We start from the raw sequence: 18,593 nt of genomic DNA, 5'->3' as shown, positions 1-18,593 counted from the left end.
TGGCGAAGGGGGGGAGGAACAGAGACAGGAGCAGAAAACAAAGCGGATGGAAGGCAGACAGGCATCATGCAGACAGGCGGCTAAAGCCGGGCAGTACGCGCCCAAGGGATTTGGCGCAATGCGGGATTGTCACCTGCCCAGATGAAGTTTTTGTAAACCGCACCGCCGCGGCCCGGCCCGCCATGCCATCACCCCAGCACCGCGCTGACCCCGCCGTCCACGGCCAGCCACTGCCCCGTGATGTGTTTGCCGGCGGCGCTGGCCAGCAGCACGGTGATGCCTTTCAAGTCTTCCTCGTCGCCCAGGCGGCGCAGGGGCGCCTGGGCACACATCTGCGCCTCGCCCATGGCATCGATCAGGCCCGAAGCCATCTTGGTGCGGAAAAAGCCGGGGCAGACCGCGTTCACCGTAATGCCATGCTGGCCCCATTCGGCGGCCAGGGCGCGGGTGAAATTGAGTACCGCGCCCTTGGACGTGTTGTACGCCAGGGTGCGCATGGCGATCGGATTGCCGCCCAGCCCGGCGATGGACGAGATATTGATGATGCGCCCGCCCCGCGCCAGCATCCCCGCCCGGGCCACGGCCTGGCTCAACAGGAAGTAGCCCCGGATGTTCAAGTCCATCACCTTGTCCCAGGCGGCCAGGGGGTGCTCCTCGGCCTTGGCCGCCCAGGTGGCACCCGCGTTGTTCACCAGAATGTCGATGACCCCCAGGCGTTCGCTGGCCTGCTGCACCAGGGCGGCAATCCCCTCGGGACTGGCGCAGTCGGCGGCAATCCAGTGCGCCTCGATGCCCTGGGCCTGCAGGGCTGCAGCGGCGCTTTCCAGCTCCGGCGCCTTGCGGGCGGTGATCAGCACCCGCGCCCCGGCCTCGCCCAGGGCCTGGGCCATCTGCAGCCCCAGGCCGCGGGAGCCACCCGTCACCAGGGCGGTTTTTCCTGTCAAGTCAAAAAGTTGTTGCACGCTGCGTGCCATGGCGCTGTCTCCTGTTGGTAAGGGGGTGAAACGAAGCGGCCTATTGTCCCGAGCATGGCAGGACGGCCTTGTCGCCCGGGTGCCACGGAAAAACTTGCCAGCCCTGGAAAATAAACTGTATATTTACACAGTCACTGTTCATTCATACAGGTAATTTATGCAGACCATGACCGACACCCTTCCTGCCCGCACATTCCGCATCGAGCTGTGCGACACCCCCGAACTGACCGACGCATTGCGCGAGCGTGCCGAAGCCCGCTATGCCCGGGTGCTGGAGCGCCAACTGGGCAGCGCCGAGGCCGTCTGCGACACCCTGCAGTTGCTGGAGCAATTGCAGGAAGCCGCCCCCGAAGACGTGCCGCCCGATGCCCAGGACGTGTGCCAGCGCTGGCTCAAGGCCGCCCGGGCCGCCTCCGAAGCGGCCATGCAGGGGCTGGGCGTGGCGGAAAGCGGCTACTTTGCCGTGCATGTTCAATAAAAATAGCTGCTTGCGATTGAATAGCAATATTTTCAAGGTTAAACAACCATGAAATCATTGTAAATAAAGCGCAAGCAGCTATGTTCTTTTTGCTACCGGAACCCGCTACAGTTGCCGCTGCGCTTTTTCAGCTTCCACCCTGCCACCATGCCCCGCAAATACTCTGCCGAACACGTCTGGATTGACGCCAGCAACCCCGAAGCCGCCATTGTCGGCATCACCGTCCACGCACAAGACGCCCTGGGCGACGTGGTGTTCACCGACCTGCCCGCCCCCGGTACGCAAGTGACTGCCGGGCAGGCGGCCGGGGTGATCGAATCGGTCAAGGCGGCTGCCGACCTGTTCGCCCCGGCCAGCGGCACCGTCCTGGCCCTCAACCCCGACGTGCAGGCCGACCCCGGCCTGCTCAACAGTGCCCCCCTGGACGCCGGCTGGCTGTTCACCCTGCGCCTGGATGCGCCCGCCGAACTCGACGCGCTGATGGACGAGGCCGCCTACCAAAGCTTCTGCCAATAAAAGAACGCAAACGTTCCCCCCTTGCATACCGCGCCAGCGGTGGTAAAACCGGCCTCTGGCCCACCCTTGCCCCGCTGCCGCCATGCGCCAACCCGATCTTTCCTTCCTCGTCCACCGTCAGCAACTGCCTGATGGCGATGCCTCCTTCCAGGCGGATGCAGCGCTGCCCCCCCTGGATGTCCTGGAGAGCGCCGCCAACCTCCCGCAGGACGACCCGCTGGCCACCCTGATTGCCGAACTGCGCAACTACCAGGCCGAGCTGGAGGTGCAGAACCAGGTACTCAACTACAGCCAGGCCGTGGCCGAAAGCGCCTCCGAGCGCTTCGAGGCCCTGTTTGCCAGCGTGCCCCTGCCCCTGCTGGTGCTGGACGATGCCCACGACATGGTCATCCAGGCCAACGCCATGGCCCTGGGCGCCTTCCAGCCCCAGGGCAGCGACCGGCTGCTGGCCTCCTTTATGCCGTTCGTCAGCCAGGCCGACCGCGCCCGGGTGGAGCAGGCCTTCGCCCAGGCCCGCGCCCACGGCAAAAGCGAAGTGCATGAAATGGTCTTCAACCTGGGCGACGCCAGCACCATGCAGGGCGACCTGCACATCGCCTGCATCGAAGTGCCCCGCCAGGAAGGGCCGCCCACGGCGCAATTCATGTGCGCCATCATCGACCAGGGGCCGCTGCTGGCCGAGCGGCGCACCCTGCAGCAGCGCAACACCCAGTTGCTGGCCAGCGAAAAACGGCTGGAGGCGGTCATCAACGCCTCGATGGACGCCATCATCAGCGTCGACAAAGACCTGCGCATCACCGTTTTCAACCCTACGGCAGCCGCCCTGTTCGCTTGCGCCAGCGAAGAAGCGCTGGGCAGCCACCTCTCGCGGTTCCTGCCGGACGTGGCGGCGACCCTGCCCCTGGCCCACGTCACCACCCAGGCGCTGCTGGGCGAGATGCAGGCGCACACCGCCAGCGGCCAGCGCGTGGCGGTGGAGGTCAGCGTGGCGTTCGAACACGACGGCACCAGCACCACCGTTTTTGCCCGCGACCTGACCAGCCGCAAGCGTACCGAAGCGCAGCGCAGCGCCCTGGAGATGCAATTGCGCGAGGCGCACAAGATGCAGGCCCTGGGCACCATGGCCGGGGGCATCGCGCACGACTTCAACAACATCGTCGGCGCCATTCTGGGCAACGTCGAACTGGCCAAGACGGACAGCCTGCACCACCCGCAGTTGCTGGAAAGCCTGCTGGAAATCGAGAAAGCCGGCCGCCGCGCCCGCGATCTGGTGCGGCAAATCCTCACCTTCAGCCGCAACGAACCGCCCGCCCGCCGCGCCGTCCACCCCTTGCAGGCCATCCGGGAGACGGAAAAACTCCTGCGCATGGGCCTGCCCCCGGCCATCGAGCTGACGATCGACGCCCCCCCCGACCTGCCGCCCATGCTGGCCGACCCGGCCCAGGTCGAGCAGGCCTTGTTCAACCTGACCAACAATGCCGTCCACGCCATCGGCAGCGCAGGCACCCCCCGGGGCAGCATCGCCATCAGCGCCCATCTGGCCATGCCGCAGCTCAGCCTGGTGCAGCGCTTCGACCTGATGCCGGACAACTACATCGCCCTGTCGGTACGCGACAACGGCCCCGGCATGGACGCCGCCACCCAGGAGCGGATTTTCGAGCCCTTCTTCACCACCAAGCCCGTCGGCCAGGGCACCGGCCTGGGCCTGGCCGTGGTGCATGGCCTGATGCGCACCCACGAAGGCGCCGTCGAGGTGCAAAGCCAGCCCGGGCAGGGCTGCTGTTTTACCCTGTACTTCCCGCTGCTGCCGGCCAGTACGGCGGCCATTTTTACCGCCCCGCGCCTGCCCAGGGTCAAGCCCCAGCCCCCGGCCGCCCTGCCCGTGGCCTTGCACACCGCCCCCCAGGTGCAGCACCACGTGATGTACGTGGACGATGATCCGGCCCTGGTGCTGCTGGTGCAGCGCCTGCTGCGCCGCCGGGGCTATCAGGTCACGACCTTCGAAGACCCGCGTGCCGCCGTGCAGGCGTTGCAGGAAACCCCCAGGGCCTTCGATCTGGTGGTGACCGACTACAACATGCCCGGCTACTGCGGCCTGGATTTGCTCAAGGCGGCCCAGACCATTCGCCCGGACTTGCCGGTGGCCCTTGCCTCGGGCTACGTCACTTCCGACATCAGCGAACAGGCCCTGGCTGCCGGTGCCCTGGCGCTGATCCACAAACCCAACGACGTCAGCGAGCTGTGCGCCATCGTCGACCAGCTGCTGCACCCCAAGGCCGATTGGCATGGCCGCCAGGAATGATTGCCCATGACGCCGCGCCCGCTGTGCCTGTATGAAGACGCCGACCTGCTGGTGCTGGTCAAGCCAGCGGGCCTCCTGAGCGTGCCCGGCCGGGGCGATGACAAACAGGACTGCCTGAGCGCCCGCGCCCAGGCTTTCTGGCCCGATGCGCTGGTCGTACACCGCCTGGACATGGCCACCTCGGGCCTGATCGTCCTGGCCCGCCATAAAACAGCGCAGGCACAACTGAGCCAGGCTTTTGCCGAGCGCCGGGTGCACAAGCGCTATGTGGCCATTGCTGCCGGGCCGGCGCTGCCTGCGGGCTGGCAGCAGGTGGATGCCCCCTTGCGCTGCGATTGGGAGCGGCGCCCCCGGCAAATGGTCGATGCCATCGCCGGCAAGCCCAGCAGCACCCGCTACTGCACAGCGCCCGGGCAAGACGGCGTGCCCCCGGGCTGCACCCGCCTGTGGCTGGAGCCGATCACCGGCCGCAGCCACCAGTTGCGCGTTCACATGGCCCACCTGGGCCGGCCCCTGGCGGGCGACGGTTTGTACGCCCCCGGGGCCGTGCAAACGCTGGCTCCGCGCCTGCTGCTGCACGCCCAAAGCCTGGGTTTTGCCCATCCGTCCCATGGACAGGCGCTGTTTTTTCACTGCCCGGCGGATTTTTGATCGATTTTTTTACTAGGTATTAACCCTTGCCAAAAAATAATCCTTTATGGCAGCTGCAAGCGCAAGCATAAAAATCTTCCGTTTGTTTTTCCACCTCACCCTTTATAGAACAACGATTTATTGCTATTTTTATGTGGAACAAGCCGACAGACGTCCATATACACGCCACGACCTCGTGAAAAGGAAAGGCTGCCATAGTAAAAACCCGCTTGCTGGCTTGCACACGCAATTTTTATCCTCTCGCCCCATGTGACAAGCTTGCAAACTGCAACGTTTGTCCATCAACCGAAAACTTCATGTGCGCATCAACACCATCTAAAGAGAGGACAAGCACCATGCACATTCCCTTCCGTCTGCAAACTCTGGTAGCTACTATGGGTCTGGCTGGCGCCGCCCTGCTGGGTCAGGCCCACGCCGCAGACACCATCAAGATTGCCATGGTCATTCCCGCCACCGGCCCCCTGACGCAATACGGCGACATGGTCAAGGAAGGTGTTGCCACCGCCGTCGAACAAATCAACGCTGCTGGCGGCATCAACGGCAAGAAAATCGAAACCACCGTGGTCGATGACGCTTGCGAACCCAAGCAAGGCCCGGTCGCCGCCAACCGCGTGGTCAATGACAAGATCCGCTACGTCGTCGGCCCCGTCTGCTCCGGTGCCGCCATCGCTGCCGCCCCGATCTACAACAACGAAGGTGTGGTGGTCATCACCCCCTCGGCCACCTCGCCTGCGCTGACGGAAGGCAAGAACTTCCACTACATCTTCCGCACCATCGGCCGTGACGACCAGCAAGGCCCTGCTGCCGCCAAGTTCATCATCAACAAGGCCAAGCCCAAGAAAGTGGCCGTGCTGCACGACAAGCAGTCGTACGGCCAGGGCATTGCCGCCTCCGTGCGTGACGAGCTGAAGAAAGCCAACGTCGAAGTGGCCCTGTTTGAAGGCATCAACGCCGGCGACAGTGACTACTCCGCCGTGATCACCAAGCTCAAGAGCGCCGGTGCCGACTTCGTGTACTACGGCGGCTACCACCCGGAAATGGGCCTGCTGCTGCGCCAGGCTGCCGAACAGGGCCTGAAAGTGCGCATGATGGGCCCCGAGGGCGTGGGCAACCCCGAGATCAACGCCATTGCCGGTGACGCAGTGGAAGGCATGCTGGTGACTCTGCCGGCCGACCCATCCTCCAAGCCGGAAAACGCCGCCCTGGTCAAGGCCTTCAAGGACAAGGGCCGCGATGCTTCCGGCGCTTTCCAGATGGGCGCCTACACAGCCACCCAGGTGATCGCCCAAAGCATCAAGGCCGTGGGGGACGATGCCGACAAGGTGGCGGACTACCTGCACAAGACCTCGTTCGCCATGCCCACCGGCAACGTTGCCTGGGATGCCAAGGGCGACCTGAAGGCCTTCGACTTCCCCGTATACGCCTGGCATAAGGATGGCAGCAAGTCGGCCGCCGACAAGTAATCCGTCTTTTTTCAGATGGCCCACAGTGTCCCCTTGACGAGGCCTGTGGGCTTTTAAGTTCCAAAAGCTATGCGTCCCGGTATTTGCCTGCGGCATCCCGGGCGCAGGAAATGCGTATATGAACGACTTCATCCCTCAGCTGTTACAGCAGCTCTTCAACGGCCTCTCACTGGGGGCCATCTACGCCTTGATTGCCATCGGCTATACCATGGTCTACGGCATCATCGGCATGATCAACTTCGCGCATGGTGAGATTTACATGATCGGCGGCTATGTCGGCCTGGTCACGCTTTCGGCCGTCGGCACGCAAAGCGGCCTGCCGATCTGGATGGTCATCGGCCTGATGCTGGTGGTCGCCGTGTTCATCACCGGCCTGTACGGCTACGCCGTGGAGCAGGTGGCCTACAAGCCCTTGCGCGGCAGCCCGCGCCTGGTGCCGCTGATCTCGGCCATCGGTATGTCCATCTTCCTGCAAAACTGGGTTGCGCTGGGCCAGGGCGCCCGCGACATGGCCGTTCCTGCCTTGCTGCCAGGCGCTCTGCGCTTTGGCGACGAGAGTGGGTTTGAAGTCTTTGTTCCCTACACCCGCATTCTCATCATCGTGGTGACGGTGGTACTGATGATCGGCCTGACGCTGTTCATCCGCCACTCGCGCATGGGCCGTGCCAGCCGCGCCTGCTCGCAGGACATGCACATGGCCAGCCTGCTGGGCATCAACACCAACCAGGTGATTTCCTTCACCTTCGTGCTGGGCGCGATGCTGGCTGCCGTCGGCGGCGTGCTGATCGCCCTGGCCGTGGGCAAGCTCAACCCGTTCATCGGTTTCATCGCCGGTATCAAGGCATTCACGGCAGCCGTGCTGGGTGGCATCGGCTCGATTCCCGGCGCCATGCTGGGCGGCGTGATCCTGGGCGTGGCCGAAACCCTGGCGGCGGCCTATATCTCGTCGGAATACAAGGACATCGTGGCGTTCAGCCTGCTGGTGCTGATCCTGCTGTTCCGCCCCTCCGGCCTGCTCGGCAAACCTGAAGTGGAGAAGGTGTAATGCGCAAGATTCAAAACAACCTTCTCCCGGCCCTGCTGGCCGCCGTGATTGCCGCCCTGGTCATCATCCCGATTTTCGGCCTGGAGCTGAAACGCGCCGGCATGAAACTCAGCCTGGATGCGCACTGGAACTACGTGCTGTGGGGCAGTCTGGCGGTGTTCGTCGTGCAGTTGCTGCGCCCGGCCCTGCAGGCCCGCAGCGTCGGCCTGGGCCTGCCCAAAATCCCGCGCCTGCCCGCGCAGTGGGCCAAGCCCCTGATGTTTGCCGCCCTGCTGATGGCTGCGACCTGGCCGTTCTTTGCCGGCCGCAATGCGGTGGACATCGCCACCCTGGCGCTGATCTACGTCATGCTGGGGCTGGGGCTGAACGTGGTGGTGGGCTTTGCCGGCCTGCTCGACCTGGGCTTCGTCGGCTTCTACGCCGTGGGGGCCTACACCTACGCCCTGCTCTACCACTGGGCCGGCTGGAGCTTCTGGCAGGCCCTGCCGCTGTCGGGCGCCATGGCCGCGCTGTTCGGCTTCCTGCTGGGCTTTCCGGTACTGCGGCTGCGCGGTGACTACCTGGCCATCGTGACCCTGGGCTTCGGGGAAATCATCCGCCTGCTGCTGGTGAACCTGACCCACTGGACGGGCGGGCCGGACGGTATTTCCGGCATTCCCAAGCCCACCGTTATGGGCCTGGAAATGGCTCGCAACCCCAGCGTGGAAGGCACGCAGACCTTCCACCAGTTCTTCGACATGTCGTTCAACTCGATGCACATGGTGGTCTTCCTGTACCTGATGGCCCTGCTGCTGGCGATCGTGACGCTGTTCATCAGCAACCGCCTGATCCGCATGCCCATCGGTCGGGCCTGGGAAGCGCTGCGCGAGGACGAGATCGCCTGCCGCTCGCTGGGCCTGAGTCCCATGAAGATCAAGCTCTCGGCCTTCACCCTGGGCGCGATGTTTGCCGGTTTTGGCGGCGCGTTCTTCGCCGCCCGCCAGGGCATCGTGAACCCCGAGTCGTTCACCTTCATCGAGTCGGCGCTGATCCTGGCCATCGTGGTGCTGGGCGGCATGGGCTCGCAGCTGGGGGTGATCGTGGCGGCAGTGCTGCTCACGGCCTTGCCGGAAGTGGCCCGCCAGTTCTCGGAATACCGAATGCTGATTTTCGGTCTGGTGATGATTCTGATGATGATCTGGCGTCCCCAGGGGCTGTTCCCCATGCAGCGCCACCAGATCAAGGTGGATACCAGCCCCGCTGGCTCTGCCGGCCAGGCTTGAAGCCGCTATCGCGATAGACGGAAAGAACACAGCATGACACATAGCGGATCTTTACTTGAAATACACAACCTGGGGATGCGTTTCGGCGGCCTGGTGGCCGTCGACGGCATCGAACTGAACCTGCAACCCAAGGAGATTTTTGCCATCATCGGCCCCAACGGGGCGGGCAAGACCACGGTGTTCAACTGCATCAGCGGTTTCTACACGCCCTCGTCCGGCAACATCAACCTGGAGGGCCAGCGCATCGACGGCCTGGGCAGCCACAGCGTGGCCCGAAAAGGCGTGGTGCGCACCTTCCAGAACGTGCGCCTGTTCAAGACCATGACGGCGCTGGAAAACCTGCTCGTCGCCCAGCACCAGCACAACAAGGCCTCGGTGCTGGCCGGGCTGTTCAACACCCCCAGCTACCGCAAGCAGGAGAAGGAATCCATTGAGCGGGCCATGCACTGGCTGCGCTACATGGGCATTGCCGAGTTTGCCAACCGCGAGGCGGGCAACCTGGCCTACGGCCACCAGCGCCGCCTGGAAATTGCCCGTTGCATGATTACCGAACCCAAGCTGCTCATGCTCGACGAACCGGCGGCGGGCCTGAACCCTCAGGAGAAGAAGGACCTGCAACACCTCATCGGCCGCCTGCGCGACGAATACGGCGTGACCATCCTGCTCATCGAGCATGACATGGGGCTGGTGATGGGCGTCTCCGAGCGCATCCTGGTGATGGAATACGGCAAGCCGATTGCCGTCGGCCTGCCCGAGGAAATCCAAAGCAACGAACGGGTCATCAAGGCCTACCTGGGAGAGGCATGATGCAAGCTGCAACCAACACGCAACACCCCATGCTCGTCATCGACCAGCTCTGCACCCACTACGGCGCCATCTGCGCGGTCGATCACGTCAGCCTGCACGTCAATCGGGGGGAAATCGTCAGCCTGATCGGCGCCAACGGCGCGGGCAAGACCTCGCTCTTGATGACCGTCTGCGGCAACCCGCAGGCCACCTCCGGCTCGGTGCAGTTCGAGGGCGAGGAAATCACCAACCAGCCCTCGCACCACATCATGCGCAAGGGCATCGCCATTTCCCCGGAGGGGCGGCGCATCTTCCCGGCGCTGACGGTGACGGAAAACCTGCAGATGGGCGGCTTCTTCCTGTCCAAGGAAGAGATCGCCAGCGGCATCGAACACGTATTCCACCTGTTCCCCCGCCTGCGCGAACGCGCTGCCCAGCGTGCCGGCACCATGAGCGGCGGCGAGCAGCAGATGCTGGCCATCGGCCGCGCCCTGATGAGCAAGCCGCGCCTGCTGCTGCTCGACGAGCCGACGCTGGGCCTGGCCCCGCTGATCATTGCGCAGATCTTCGAGATCATCCAGACCATCCGCGCCGAGGGCGTGACCGTGTTCCTGGTGGAGCAGAACGCCAACCGCGCCTTGCAGATCGCCGACCGTGGCTACGTGCTGGAAAACGGCCGCGTGGTGCTGGAAGACACGGGCGCAGCCCTGCTGACCAACGACGCGGTGCGCAAGGCCTATCTGGGCGGATAAACAACCAAAAAATCAAATTGAATAGCTGCTACCGCTGGCAGTCATTGAAAATTGGTATCAAACAATGCTGAAATTCAATGATTACCAACGGTAGCAGCTATTTTTTTGATATTTTTCGGCGTCTGTCGCCCTGGCCTTCCCGCAGCGCCATTCATGGCACCATCGGGGCATGACTGCACCGCATCTCTTCATCCTCACCGGCGCTTCGCGCGGCATGGGGCTGGCGCTGGCCCGCCAGCTCTGGCGCCAGGGCCACACCCTCGTCACCCTAGCACGCGGGCCGCTGGAACTGCCTGCGCAGGCCGGGGCCGTGCATTGGCACTGGCAGCAGGACCTGGGCCAGCCCGCCGCTGCCGCCCAGCAGTTGCTCGACTGGCTGCAAACGGCGGGGCGCAGCGCCTACGCCAGCGCCACCCTCATCAACAACGCCGGCGTCATCCCGCCCATTGCGCCGCTGGCCGATACCGCCTGGGCGGACATCGGCCACGCGCTGCGCGTGGGGCTGGAAGCACCCATGCTGCTGGCCAGCGCCTTTCTGCGCGGCACGGCAGACTGGCAGGTGCCCAAAAAGGTGCTGAACATTTCCTCCGGCCTGGGCCGCCGGGGCATGGCCAGCCAGGCGACGTATTGCGCGGCCAAGGCCGGGCTGGACAATTTCTCTGAAGCCCTGGCGCTGGAAGAAGCGCCCAAACCCTGGGGCGCACGGGTGTGCAGCCTGGCCCCGGGGGTGATCGACACCGCCATGCAGGCCCAGCTGCGCAGTGCCGATGCCGCCGCTTTTCCCGACATGCCGCGCTTTGCCCAACTGCACGCCCAGGGGCTGCTGACCTCTGCCGACGATGCCGCCGCCCAGGTGCTGGCCTGGCTGGCGCGGCCCGATTTCGGCGCCTGCGTGGTTGCCGACGTGCGCCAGCCTTAAGCGCCCCTTCAAAGCCATGCCCGCCTTGCTGCCCACCCTGCACGCCCTGCCGCGCAGCGCCCGCGACGGTCTGCTGGCCGTGCTGGCCGCCGCCTGCGTGCTGCTGCCGCAACTGCCCTATCTGCCCGTCTGGGCCAGCGCCCTGGCCGTCGGCCTGCTACTGTGGCGGGCGCACCTGGCCTGGCGTAGCCGTGCCCTGCCCGGACGCTGGCTGCGGGCCGCTTTGCTGGCGCTGGCAGTGGGGGGCACGGCGTTGCAGTTTCGCAGCATCGTCGGGGCCGAGGCCGGCACCACGCTGCTGATGCTGCTGCTGGCCCTGAAAACCCTGGAGATGCACGCCCGCCGCGATGCCATGGTGGTGTTCTTTCTGGGCTTTTTCAGCCTCGTGACGGTCTTCCTGCAATCGCAAAGCCTGCTCACGGCCCTGGCGGCGCTGCTGGCGTTGTGGCTGCTGCTGGCCGCGCTCATCAACGCCCACCGCCCCGTGGGCCAGCCGCCCCTGGCGCAACTGCTGCGCCAGGCGGCGCAGTTGCTGCTGTGGGGACTGCCGCTGATGGTGCTGCTGTTCGTCTTTTTTCCGCGCCTGCCGCCGCTGTGGGGCCTGCCCGGCGACCACCTGCAAGGCAGAACCGGGCTGTCCGAGGACATGCAGGTCGGCCAGGTGGCCGAACTGGCGCAGGACGGCAGCATCGCCCTGCGCGTGCGCTTTGCGGATGGCCTGCCGCCGCAGGCACGGCTGTATTTTCGCGGCCCGGTGCTGACCGAGTTCGATGGCCGCAACTGGAGCGCCAGCCCCTGGCTGCGCCATGCCGACAATCCGCCCGTCATCGCCGAAGACGACGCCCTGGCCTACGAAGTGACCCTGGAACCGCACCGCCAGCGCTGGCTGCTGACCCTGGATGCCACGGCCCAGCCGCCCGTGCTGGCCCAGCGGCAGGTGCGTCCGGGGGGCCAGTCGCAATGGCTCACGCCCCAGCCCGTGACCGAGGTGCTGCGCTACCAGGCCCAGGCCCGGTTGCGCTACCGCTATGCCGAAGTGCTGGACCACCCCCGGCAGGCCGCCCTGCGCCGCCTGCCGGCGGACAGCAACCCGCGCACCCGGGCCTGGGGCCAGACCTTGCGCCAGGAGCATGGCGACAACGACGGGGCACTCATCCAGGCGGCCTTGCAGCAGCTGCGCACGGGCGGCTATGTCTATACGCTGGCGCCCGGCGTTTTTCCCCGCGATACCGCCGATGCCTTCTGGTTCGACGTGCAGCGCGGGTTTTGCGAACACATTGCCTCGGCCTTTGCCGTGCTGATGCGCTCGGCGGGCATCCCCGCCCGCATCGTCACCGGCTACCAGGGCGGCGAGCGCAACCCGGTCGATGGCCTGTGGACGGTGCGCCAGAGCGATGCCCATGCCTGGACGGAAGTCTGGCTGCCCGAACAGGGCTGGCTGCGCATCGACCCCACCGCCGCCATCGCGCCCGACCGGGTCGAACGGCTGCAACGCCTGGAACCTGCACCCACCCTGCTCTCCGGCACGGTGGGGCGCGTCATCGGCATCGACGTGCTGCGCCAGTTGCGCTCCAACTGGGAGGCGCTGAACTACCGCTGGAACGACTGGGTACTCAACTACAACAGCACCCGGCAAAACAACCTGTTCAACAAGTTCGACCTCGGCGGCCTCTCCATCACGCGCATCGGCATCGCCCTGGGCGGCTTGCTGGCCCTGCTGGCTGCGGGCGCCGCTGCGCTGCGCTGGCACCGGCTGCGCCAGCACGACCCCTGGCTGCGCCTGCTGGGCCAGGCCCGCCAGCGCCTGATCGCCCTGGGCGTGGCCGATGCCGCCTGGCTGGGGCCGCGCCAGCTGGCCGCAGCCTTGCACACCCGCTGGGGCAGCAGCAGCCAATCTGCCCAGGACTGGCTGCTGGCCATGGAACAATGGCGCTATGCGCCTGACCGCCAGCCGCGCCCCAGCCTGTCGCACCTGCGCCGCAGCCTGCGGGCCGTGCGCTGGCCGCCCCTACCACCAAAAACATGAAATCTCTGCTTCGCCTGATCGGGATCAGCCTTGTGGCTGCCGCCCTGCTGCCAGCCTGTGCTGCGCCGAAAAAAACCACCCCCGCCCCCCGCCCGCCCTATAGCCAACGCGCCGACGTGCAGGCCTGGGTGGCTGAAGCCGCCCAACGCCGGGGCATGAGCGCCCACTGGGTCGCCCACCAGCTGGCCCAGGCCCGCTTTCTGCCCCAGGTGCCGCGCCTGATGACGCCCGCGCCCAAGGCCACCAGCACTGCGCCCGACTGGGCCGGCTACCGCAACCGCTTCGTCGAGCCGATCCGCATCCGCGCCGGGGTGCAGTTCTGGAACCGCCACGCCGACACCCTGGCCCGCGCCGAGACCACCTATGGCGTACCGGCCAGCATCATCGTCGGCATCATCGGCGTGGAAACCATCTACGGCCAGCACATGGGCAATCTGCGCGTGCTGGACACGCTGAGCACACTGGCCTTCGACTTTCCCCAGGCCCACCCCCGCGCGGCCCAGCGCCAGGCCTACTTTCAGGGGGAGCTGGAGCAATTCCTGGCCACCGCCTGGCGCGAAGGCACCGACCCCGGCCAGCCGCTGGGCAGCTATGCCGGGGCCACGGGCCTGGGCCAGTTCATGCCCAGCAGCCAGGAGCAATGGGCCGTGGACTTCGACGGCGATGGCCACATCGACCTGATGAACAGCGTGGCCGATGCCATCGGCTCGGTCGCCCATTACTTCCAGGCGCACGGCTGGGTCAGCGGCCTGCCCGTGGCCTACCTGCCGGTGTTCGATGCCGGTACGCTGGACCTGCCGACGCTGCTGGCCCCGGACATCCGGCCCAGCTTTACCCCCGAAGCCATGGCCGCGCTGGGCGTGACCCCGCAAGACGGCCAGCAGCACCCCGGCCTGCTGGCGCTGATCGAACTGAAAAACGGCAGCAACCCGCCCAGCTACATCGTCGGCACGCAGAACTTCTACACCATCACCCGCTACAACTGGTCCAGCTACTACGCCCTGGCGGTGTACGAGCTGGGCCAGGCCGTGGCTGCTGCCCGGGAAGGCAGGACGGCCTTGCCCGTCACCCCGCGCACGGCTCCAGCCGGCCCCACCCCATAACCACAACAGGCACGGCGTGCCAGTCAACGGCACACCGTTCCCTGGCAGGCAGACAGCAACAGTTTCTTCCTGTGTAGATTGTGGATAATCTTCCCCCCTTCCCCCAACGATTTCCCACAAACTCCGACCTCCATGGAAAAACTCAGCTTCAAAGCCAAGATCCTGCTCATGCTGGCCAGTGCGCTGGTCGCACTCATCGCCATGGCCACCCTGGCACTCCTGCAGGAGCGCTCGCTCATCATGCAGGAGCGCAAGGCCACCCTCTCGACCGCCGTGCAATCGGCCGTCAGCATCATCGCGGGCTACAAGGCCCTGGCCGATAGCGGCGCCATCAGCCAGGAGGCCGCGCAAGACGCCGCCAAGCAGGCGCTGCGCATGACCCGCTACGGCGGCGCCGACGGCAAGACGGAATACCTTTACATCTGGACGATGGATCTGGTCGGCGTCATGCACCCCATCAAGCCGGAGTGGGAAGGCCAGAACATGAGCGGCAAGCTCAAGGACGGCGAAGGACGGGATGCCCTGAAGCAGCTGGCCGACACCATCCGGGCCAACCAGAATGGCCAGGCCTTCGTGCCCGCCATGTTCACCCGCCCGGGCAGCACCGCCTGGGTGCCCAAGCTGCAACATGCGGTGCGCATCGACGGCTGGAACTGGATGGTCGGCTCCGGCCTGTACATGGATGACATCGACGCCATGGTGCGCACCGTCATCCTGAAAGATCTGGCACTGGTGCTGGTCATCATGCTGGTGGTGGCCACCATCGGCTTTGCCGTGTTTCGCTCGGTCACACGCCAGATCGGCGGCGACCCCGCCCAGGCCATGGCGGTGATGGACGAAGTGGCCCAGGGCCGCCTGGACGTTGCCATCCCCGCCGCGCCAGCCGGTTCGCTGCTGCACGGCCTGGAGCAGATGGTGCAGGCACTGCGCCGTCTGGTCACCGAGGTGCGCCATGCCTCGGACAGCATCGCCACCGCCGCCACGGAAATTGCCCAGGGCAACAACGACCTGGCCCACCGCACCGAGGACACGGCCAGCAACCTGCAGGCCACCGCCAGCAGCATGGAGGAAATCTCCGGCACCGTGCGCCAGACCAGCGACTCGGCCCAGACGGCCAGCCAGCTTGCCACCTCGGCCGCCGAAGTGGCCGGGCGCGGCGGACAGGTGGTGGCCCAGGTGGTCAGCACCATGGACGCTATCAATACCAGTAGCAACAAGATCAGCGACATCATCGGCGTGATCGACTCCATCGCCTTCCAGACCAACATCCTGGCGCTGAACGCCGCCGTGGAAGCGGCCCGCGCCGGCGAACAAGGCCGGGGCTTTGCCGTGGTGGCGGGCGAAGTGCGCACCCTGGCCCAGCGCAGCGCCCAGGCGGCCAAGGAGATCAAGCAGCTCATCAACGACTCCGTCGCCCAGGTCAACAGCGGCACCAGCCTGGTCGGCAACGCCGGCAGCACCATGGGCGACATCGTGGCCAGCGTGCAGCGCGTGACCGACATCATTGGCGAAATCCGCGCCGCCACGTCCGAGCAAAGCCAGGGCATCGGCCAGGTCAGCGAAGCCATGCACCGCCTCGACCAGATGACGCAGCAAAACTCCGCCCTGGTCGAAGAATCCACCGCCGCTGCCGACAGCCTGCGCGAGCAGGCCGCCCGCCTGATCGACGTGGTGGCCCAGTTCCGCCTGAGCGAACAGGACGCCAACCGCGCTGCCCTGCGCCGCCCGCAAGCGGCCGCCACGCCCCAGATGTCCCAGGTGTCCAAAGCCCCGCTGCGCACAGCGGCTCCCGCTGCCGCCGCCCCTGCCAAGCTGCCCTCCGCCAGCGCAACCAGCAAGGCACCGGCGGCCCGGCCCGCAGCCCCCAAGGCATCGCCTGCACCGGCGCCCAAGGCCGCCACCCCCAGCCTGCAAGCGCCGGCCCTGAAAAAACCGGCCCCCTCGGCATCGGGCCATGAGGACGATTGGGAAACCTTCTGACAATCCCAAAATGCAGACAAAAAAAGCGGGCTGTCATGGCCCGCTTTTTCATTATTCCGATAGCTTCTTGCGCTTTACTATCAAGGGTTTCAGATAGAAAACCATCTGAAATCCTTTATTCATCAGCGCAAGCAGCTATTTTTTTCAAGCCTTGTGAATGGGGATATAGAACTCCCCGCCCGCACGGTTGAATTCCTCGGCCTTGGCGGCCATGCCCTCGGCCAGCGCCTCGGCCTCGGCCACGCCTTTGGCGGCGGCAAATTCGCGCACTTCCTGGGTGATCTTCATCGAGCAGAACTTCGGCCCACACATGGAGCAGAAGTGCGCCACCTTGGCCGCATCTTTGGGCAGCGTTTCGTCGTGGTATTCCTGCGCGGTTTCGGGGTCCAGGCCCAGGTTGAACTGGTCCTGCCAGCGGAAATCGAAGCGGGCCTGGCTCAAGGCGTCGTCGCGGGCGCGGGCGCCGGGGTGGCCCTTGGCCACGTCGGCCGCGTGCGCGGCGATCTTGTAGGCGATGATGCCCTGCTTGACGTCGTCGCGGTCGGGCAGGCCCAGGTGTTCCTTGGGCGTGACGTAGCACAGCATGGCGGTGCCGAACCAGCCGATCATGGCCGCGCCGATGGCACTGGCAATGTGGTCGTAGCCGGGGGCAATGTCGATGGTCAGCGGCCCCAGGGTGTAGAACGGCGCTTCGTGGCAGGTTTTGAGCTGCTCGGTCATGTTGGCCTGCACCATGTGCATGGGCACGTGGCCGGGGCCTTCGATCATGGTCTGCACGTCGTGCTTCCAGGCGATCTGCGTGAGTTCGCCCAGGGTGTGCAGCTCGGCAAACTGCGCTTCGTCGTTGGCGTCGCTGGCGCAGCCGGGGCGCAGGCCGTCGCCCAGGCTGAAGGCGACGTCGTACGTCTTCATGATGTCGCAGATGTCCTCGAAGTGCTCGTACAAAAAGCTTTCCTTGTGGTGCGCCATGCACCACTTGGCCATGATCGAGCCGCCGCGCGAGACGATGCCCGTGCGCCGTGCCGCCGTCAGGTGGATGTAGGCCAGCCGCACCCCGGCGTGGATGGTGAAGTAGTCCACGCCCTGCTCGGCCTGCTCGATCAGCGTGTCGCGGAAGATTTCCCAGGTCAGGTCTTCGGCAATGCCGCCGACTTTTTCCAGCGCCTGGTAGATCGGCACGGTGCCGATCGGCACGGGGCTGTTGCGCACGATCCAGTCGCGCGTGGTGTGGATGTTCTTGCCGGTCGAGAGATCCATCACGTTGTCCGCACCCCAGCGGATGGCCCAGACCAGCTTTTCGACTTCTTCCTCGATGCTGGAAGTCACCGCCGAGTTGCCGATGTTGGCGTTGATCTTGACCAGGAAGTTGCGGCCGATGGCCATCGGCTCCACCTCGGGGTGGTTGATGTTGGCGGGAATGATGGCGCGGCCCCGGGCCACTTCGTCACGCACGAATTCGGGGGTGATGACCTTGGGAATCATCGCGCCCAGGGGGTTGCCGGCCAGCCGCTTTTCGCGGGCAGCATCCTGCATGTACTGCTCCATCCACTCGCGCTTGCCGTTTTCACGCAGGGCGACGTATTCCATCTCGGGGGTGACGATGCCTTTGCGGGCATAGTGCATCTGCGTCACGTTGCCGCCGGCCTTGGCACGGCGCGGCTGGCGTTGCAGGGCGGCGGCTTCCTGGCGCAGCTGGGCCAGGCGGGCGGCGTCCTCGCTCTTGCTGCCGTCGTCCAAAGCAACGGGCTTGCGGCCTTCGTACTGTTCGGTATCGTCGCGCTCGGCAATCCAGGCGGCACGCACGCTTTCCAAACCTTTTTTCACGTCGATGGTGGCCGTGGGGTCGGTGTAGGGGCCGGAGGTGTCGTAGACGCTGACCACCTCGCCGTTGGTCAGCTGAATATCGCGCACCGGCACGCGCAGATCGGCGCGGCTGCCGGCGATGTAGGACTTGGTGGAGGCGGGGAAGGACTCGCGCGTGCGGGCGAGCAGTTGGACGAAATTGTCGGGGGCATTCATTGCGGCAGTCTCCTTGGGAATCACACAAACAGGACATGCTCCGCAATCGATCGGGAACCGACAGCACGCACCGCCCGCATTGGCAGCAAGGCGCACGTTTCCATCCCATTCCCAATGGCAGCTCTTCTTACGCTGGTATTAACCAGATCAAGTTCGCGGTTTCAGCGGCTTGGGCCGCCATCTCAGCACGCCTGGAAAAATTTCCTTCATGCACCCCGGAGCAAGCGGCCAGTATAGCCATCCCGCCCTCCCCACCGGACTACGACGGTTAAAGCTGTTGCAACGCTTTTGGGCATAGACGCCATGAACAAGGCTTC

General features: G+C 65.5%; 15 protein-coding genes and 1 riboswitch. Of the genes, 13 read left to right on the top strand and 2 right to left on the bottom strand.

Going from position 1 to position 18,593, the window contains the following annotated elements; translation table 11 throughout:
* Positions 1-188: 188 nt before the first annotated feature.
* The gene (locus ACFO3A_RS03695; RefSeq protein ID WP_377724077.1) at positions 189-974 is read right to left on the bottom strand and encodes an SDR family oxidoreductase; all 786 of its coding nucleotides are present in this window, start codon (positions 972-974) and stop codon (positions 189-191) included.
* Positions 975-1,140: 166 nt separating this feature from the next.
* On the opposite strand from ACFO3A_RS03695, the gene ACFO3A_RS03690 reads away from it, so the two are divergent.
* From ACFO3A_RS03690 to ACFO3A_RS03630, 13 genes are all read left to right on the top strand, one after another.
* The gene (locus ACFO3A_RS03690; protein WP_377724075.1) at positions 1,141-1,452 is read left to right on the top strand and encodes a hypothetical protein; all 312 of its coding nucleotides are present in this window, start codon (positions 1,141-1,143) and stop codon (positions 1,450-1,452) included.
* A gap of 147 nt (positions 1,453-1,599) precedes the next feature.
* Positions 1,600-1,968 carry a glycine cleavage system protein GcvH gene (gene gcvH, locus ACFO3A_RS03685; protein ID WP_377724073.1) on the top strand — a complete coding sequence of 123 codons (369 nt, stop codon included), beginning with the start codon at positions 1,600-1,602 and terminating at the stop codon, positions 1,966-1,968.
* A gap of 82 nt (positions 1,969-2,050) precedes the next feature.
* Positions 2,051-4,270, top strand: coding sequence for a PAS domain-containing hybrid sensor histidine kinase/response regulator (locus ACFO3A_RS03680; RefSeq protein WP_377724071.1), 2,220 nt, complete (start codon positions 2,051-2,053; stop codon positions 4,268-4,270).
* A 6-nt stretch (positions 4,271-4,276) separates the two neighbouring features.
* Entirely contained in the window at positions 4,277-4,921 is a 645-nt protein-coding gene (locus ACFO3A_RS03675; RefSeq protein WP_377724069.1) for an RluA family pseudouridine synthase, read from the top strand.
* 335 nt (positions 4,922-5,256) lie between these two features.
* Positions 5,257-6,384, top strand: coding sequence for a high-affinity branched-chain amino acid ABC transporter substrate-binding protein (locus ACFO3A_RS03670; RefSeq protein ID WP_377724068.1), 1,128 nt, complete (start codon positions 5,257-5,259; stop codon positions 6,382-6,384).
* Positions 6,385-6,502: 118 nt separating this feature from the next.
* A complete protein-coding gene (livH, locus tag ACFO3A_RS03665) occupies positions 6,503-7,429 on the top strand; it encodes a high-affinity branched-chain amino acid ABC transporter permease LivH (RefSeq protein ID WP_377724067.1) in 927 nt (308 codons plus the stop codon).
* Positions 7,429-8,691, top strand: coding sequence for a high-affinity branched-chain amino acid ABC transporter permease LivM (locus tag ACFO3A_RS03660; protein ID WP_377724066.1), 1,263 nt, complete (start codon positions 7,429-7,431; stop codon positions 8,689-8,691). Before livH ends, ACFO3A_RS03660 begins: the two co-directional genes overlap by 1 nt.
* 33 nt (positions 8,692-8,724) lie before the next feature.
* Positions 8,725-9,498 (top strand): high-affinity branched-chain amino acid ABC transporter ATP-binding protein LivG, encoded by a 774-nt coding sequence (gene livG / locus ACFO3A_RS03655; RefSeq protein ID WP_377724064.1) that lies wholly within the window; start codon positions 8,725-8,727, stop codon positions 9,496-9,498.
* 29 nt (positions 9,499-9,527) lie between these two features.
* Entirely contained in the window at positions 9,528-10,229 is a 702-nt protein-coding gene (locus tag ACFO3A_RS03650) for an ABC transporter ATP-binding protein (protein WP_377724336.1), read from the top strand.
* A gap of 169 nt (positions 10,230-10,398) precedes the next feature.
* Complete coding sequence (locus ACFO3A_RS03645) at positions 10,399-11,148, top strand: SDR family NAD(P)-dependent oxidoreductase (RefSeq protein ID WP_377724063.1); 750 nt, start codon at positions 10,399-10,401, stop codon at positions 11,146-11,148.
* A 16-nt stretch (positions 11,149-11,164) separates the two neighbouring features.
* Positions 11,165-13,174, top strand: a complete 2,010-nt coding sequence (locus ACFO3A_RS03640) for a transglutaminase TgpA family protein (RefSeq protein ID WP_377724062.1) — start codon at positions 11,165-11,167, stop codon at positions 13,172-13,174.
* Positions 13,171-14,277, top strand: a complete 1,107-nt coding sequence (gene mltB, locus ACFO3A_RS03635; protein WP_377724061.1) for a lytic murein transglycosylase B — start codon at positions 13,171-13,173, stop codon at positions 14,275-14,277. The genes ACFO3A_RS03640 and mltB overlap by 4 nt, the downstream gene beginning before the upstream one ends.
* 132 nt (positions 14,278-14,409) lie before the next feature.
* Positions 14,410-16,257, top strand: a complete 1,848-nt coding sequence (locus tag ACFO3A_RS03630) for a methyl-accepting chemotaxis protein (RefSeq protein WP_377724060.1) — start codon at positions 14,410-14,412, stop codon at positions 16,255-16,257.
* A gap of 144 nt (positions 16,258-16,401) precedes the next feature.
* Here the strand turns inward: ACFO3A_RS03630 and thiC are convergent, their stop codons facing one another.
* Positions 16,402-18,276 carry a phosphomethylpyrimidine synthase ThiC gene (gene thiC, locus ACFO3A_RS03625; RefSeq protein WP_377724059.1) on the bottom strand — a complete coding sequence of 625 codons (1,875 nt, stop codon included), beginning with the start codon at positions 18,274-18,276 and terminating at the stop codon, positions 16,402-16,404.
* A gap of 107 nt (positions 18,277-18,383) precedes the next feature.
* A riboswitch (TPP riboswitch) is annotated at positions 18,384-18,504 on the bottom strand.
* Positions 18,505-18,593 lie beyond the last annotated feature (89 nt).

Source organism: Comamonas nitrativorans (genome assembly GCF_042654765.1).
GTDB classification, from domain to species: domain Bacteria; phylum Pseudomonadota; class Gammaproteobacteria; order Burkholderiales; family Burkholderiaceae_C; genus Comamonas; species Comamonas nitrativorans.
Note: the sequence above shows the minus strand (reverse complement) of the source record. Positions and strands in the feature narration are given on the sequence as shown.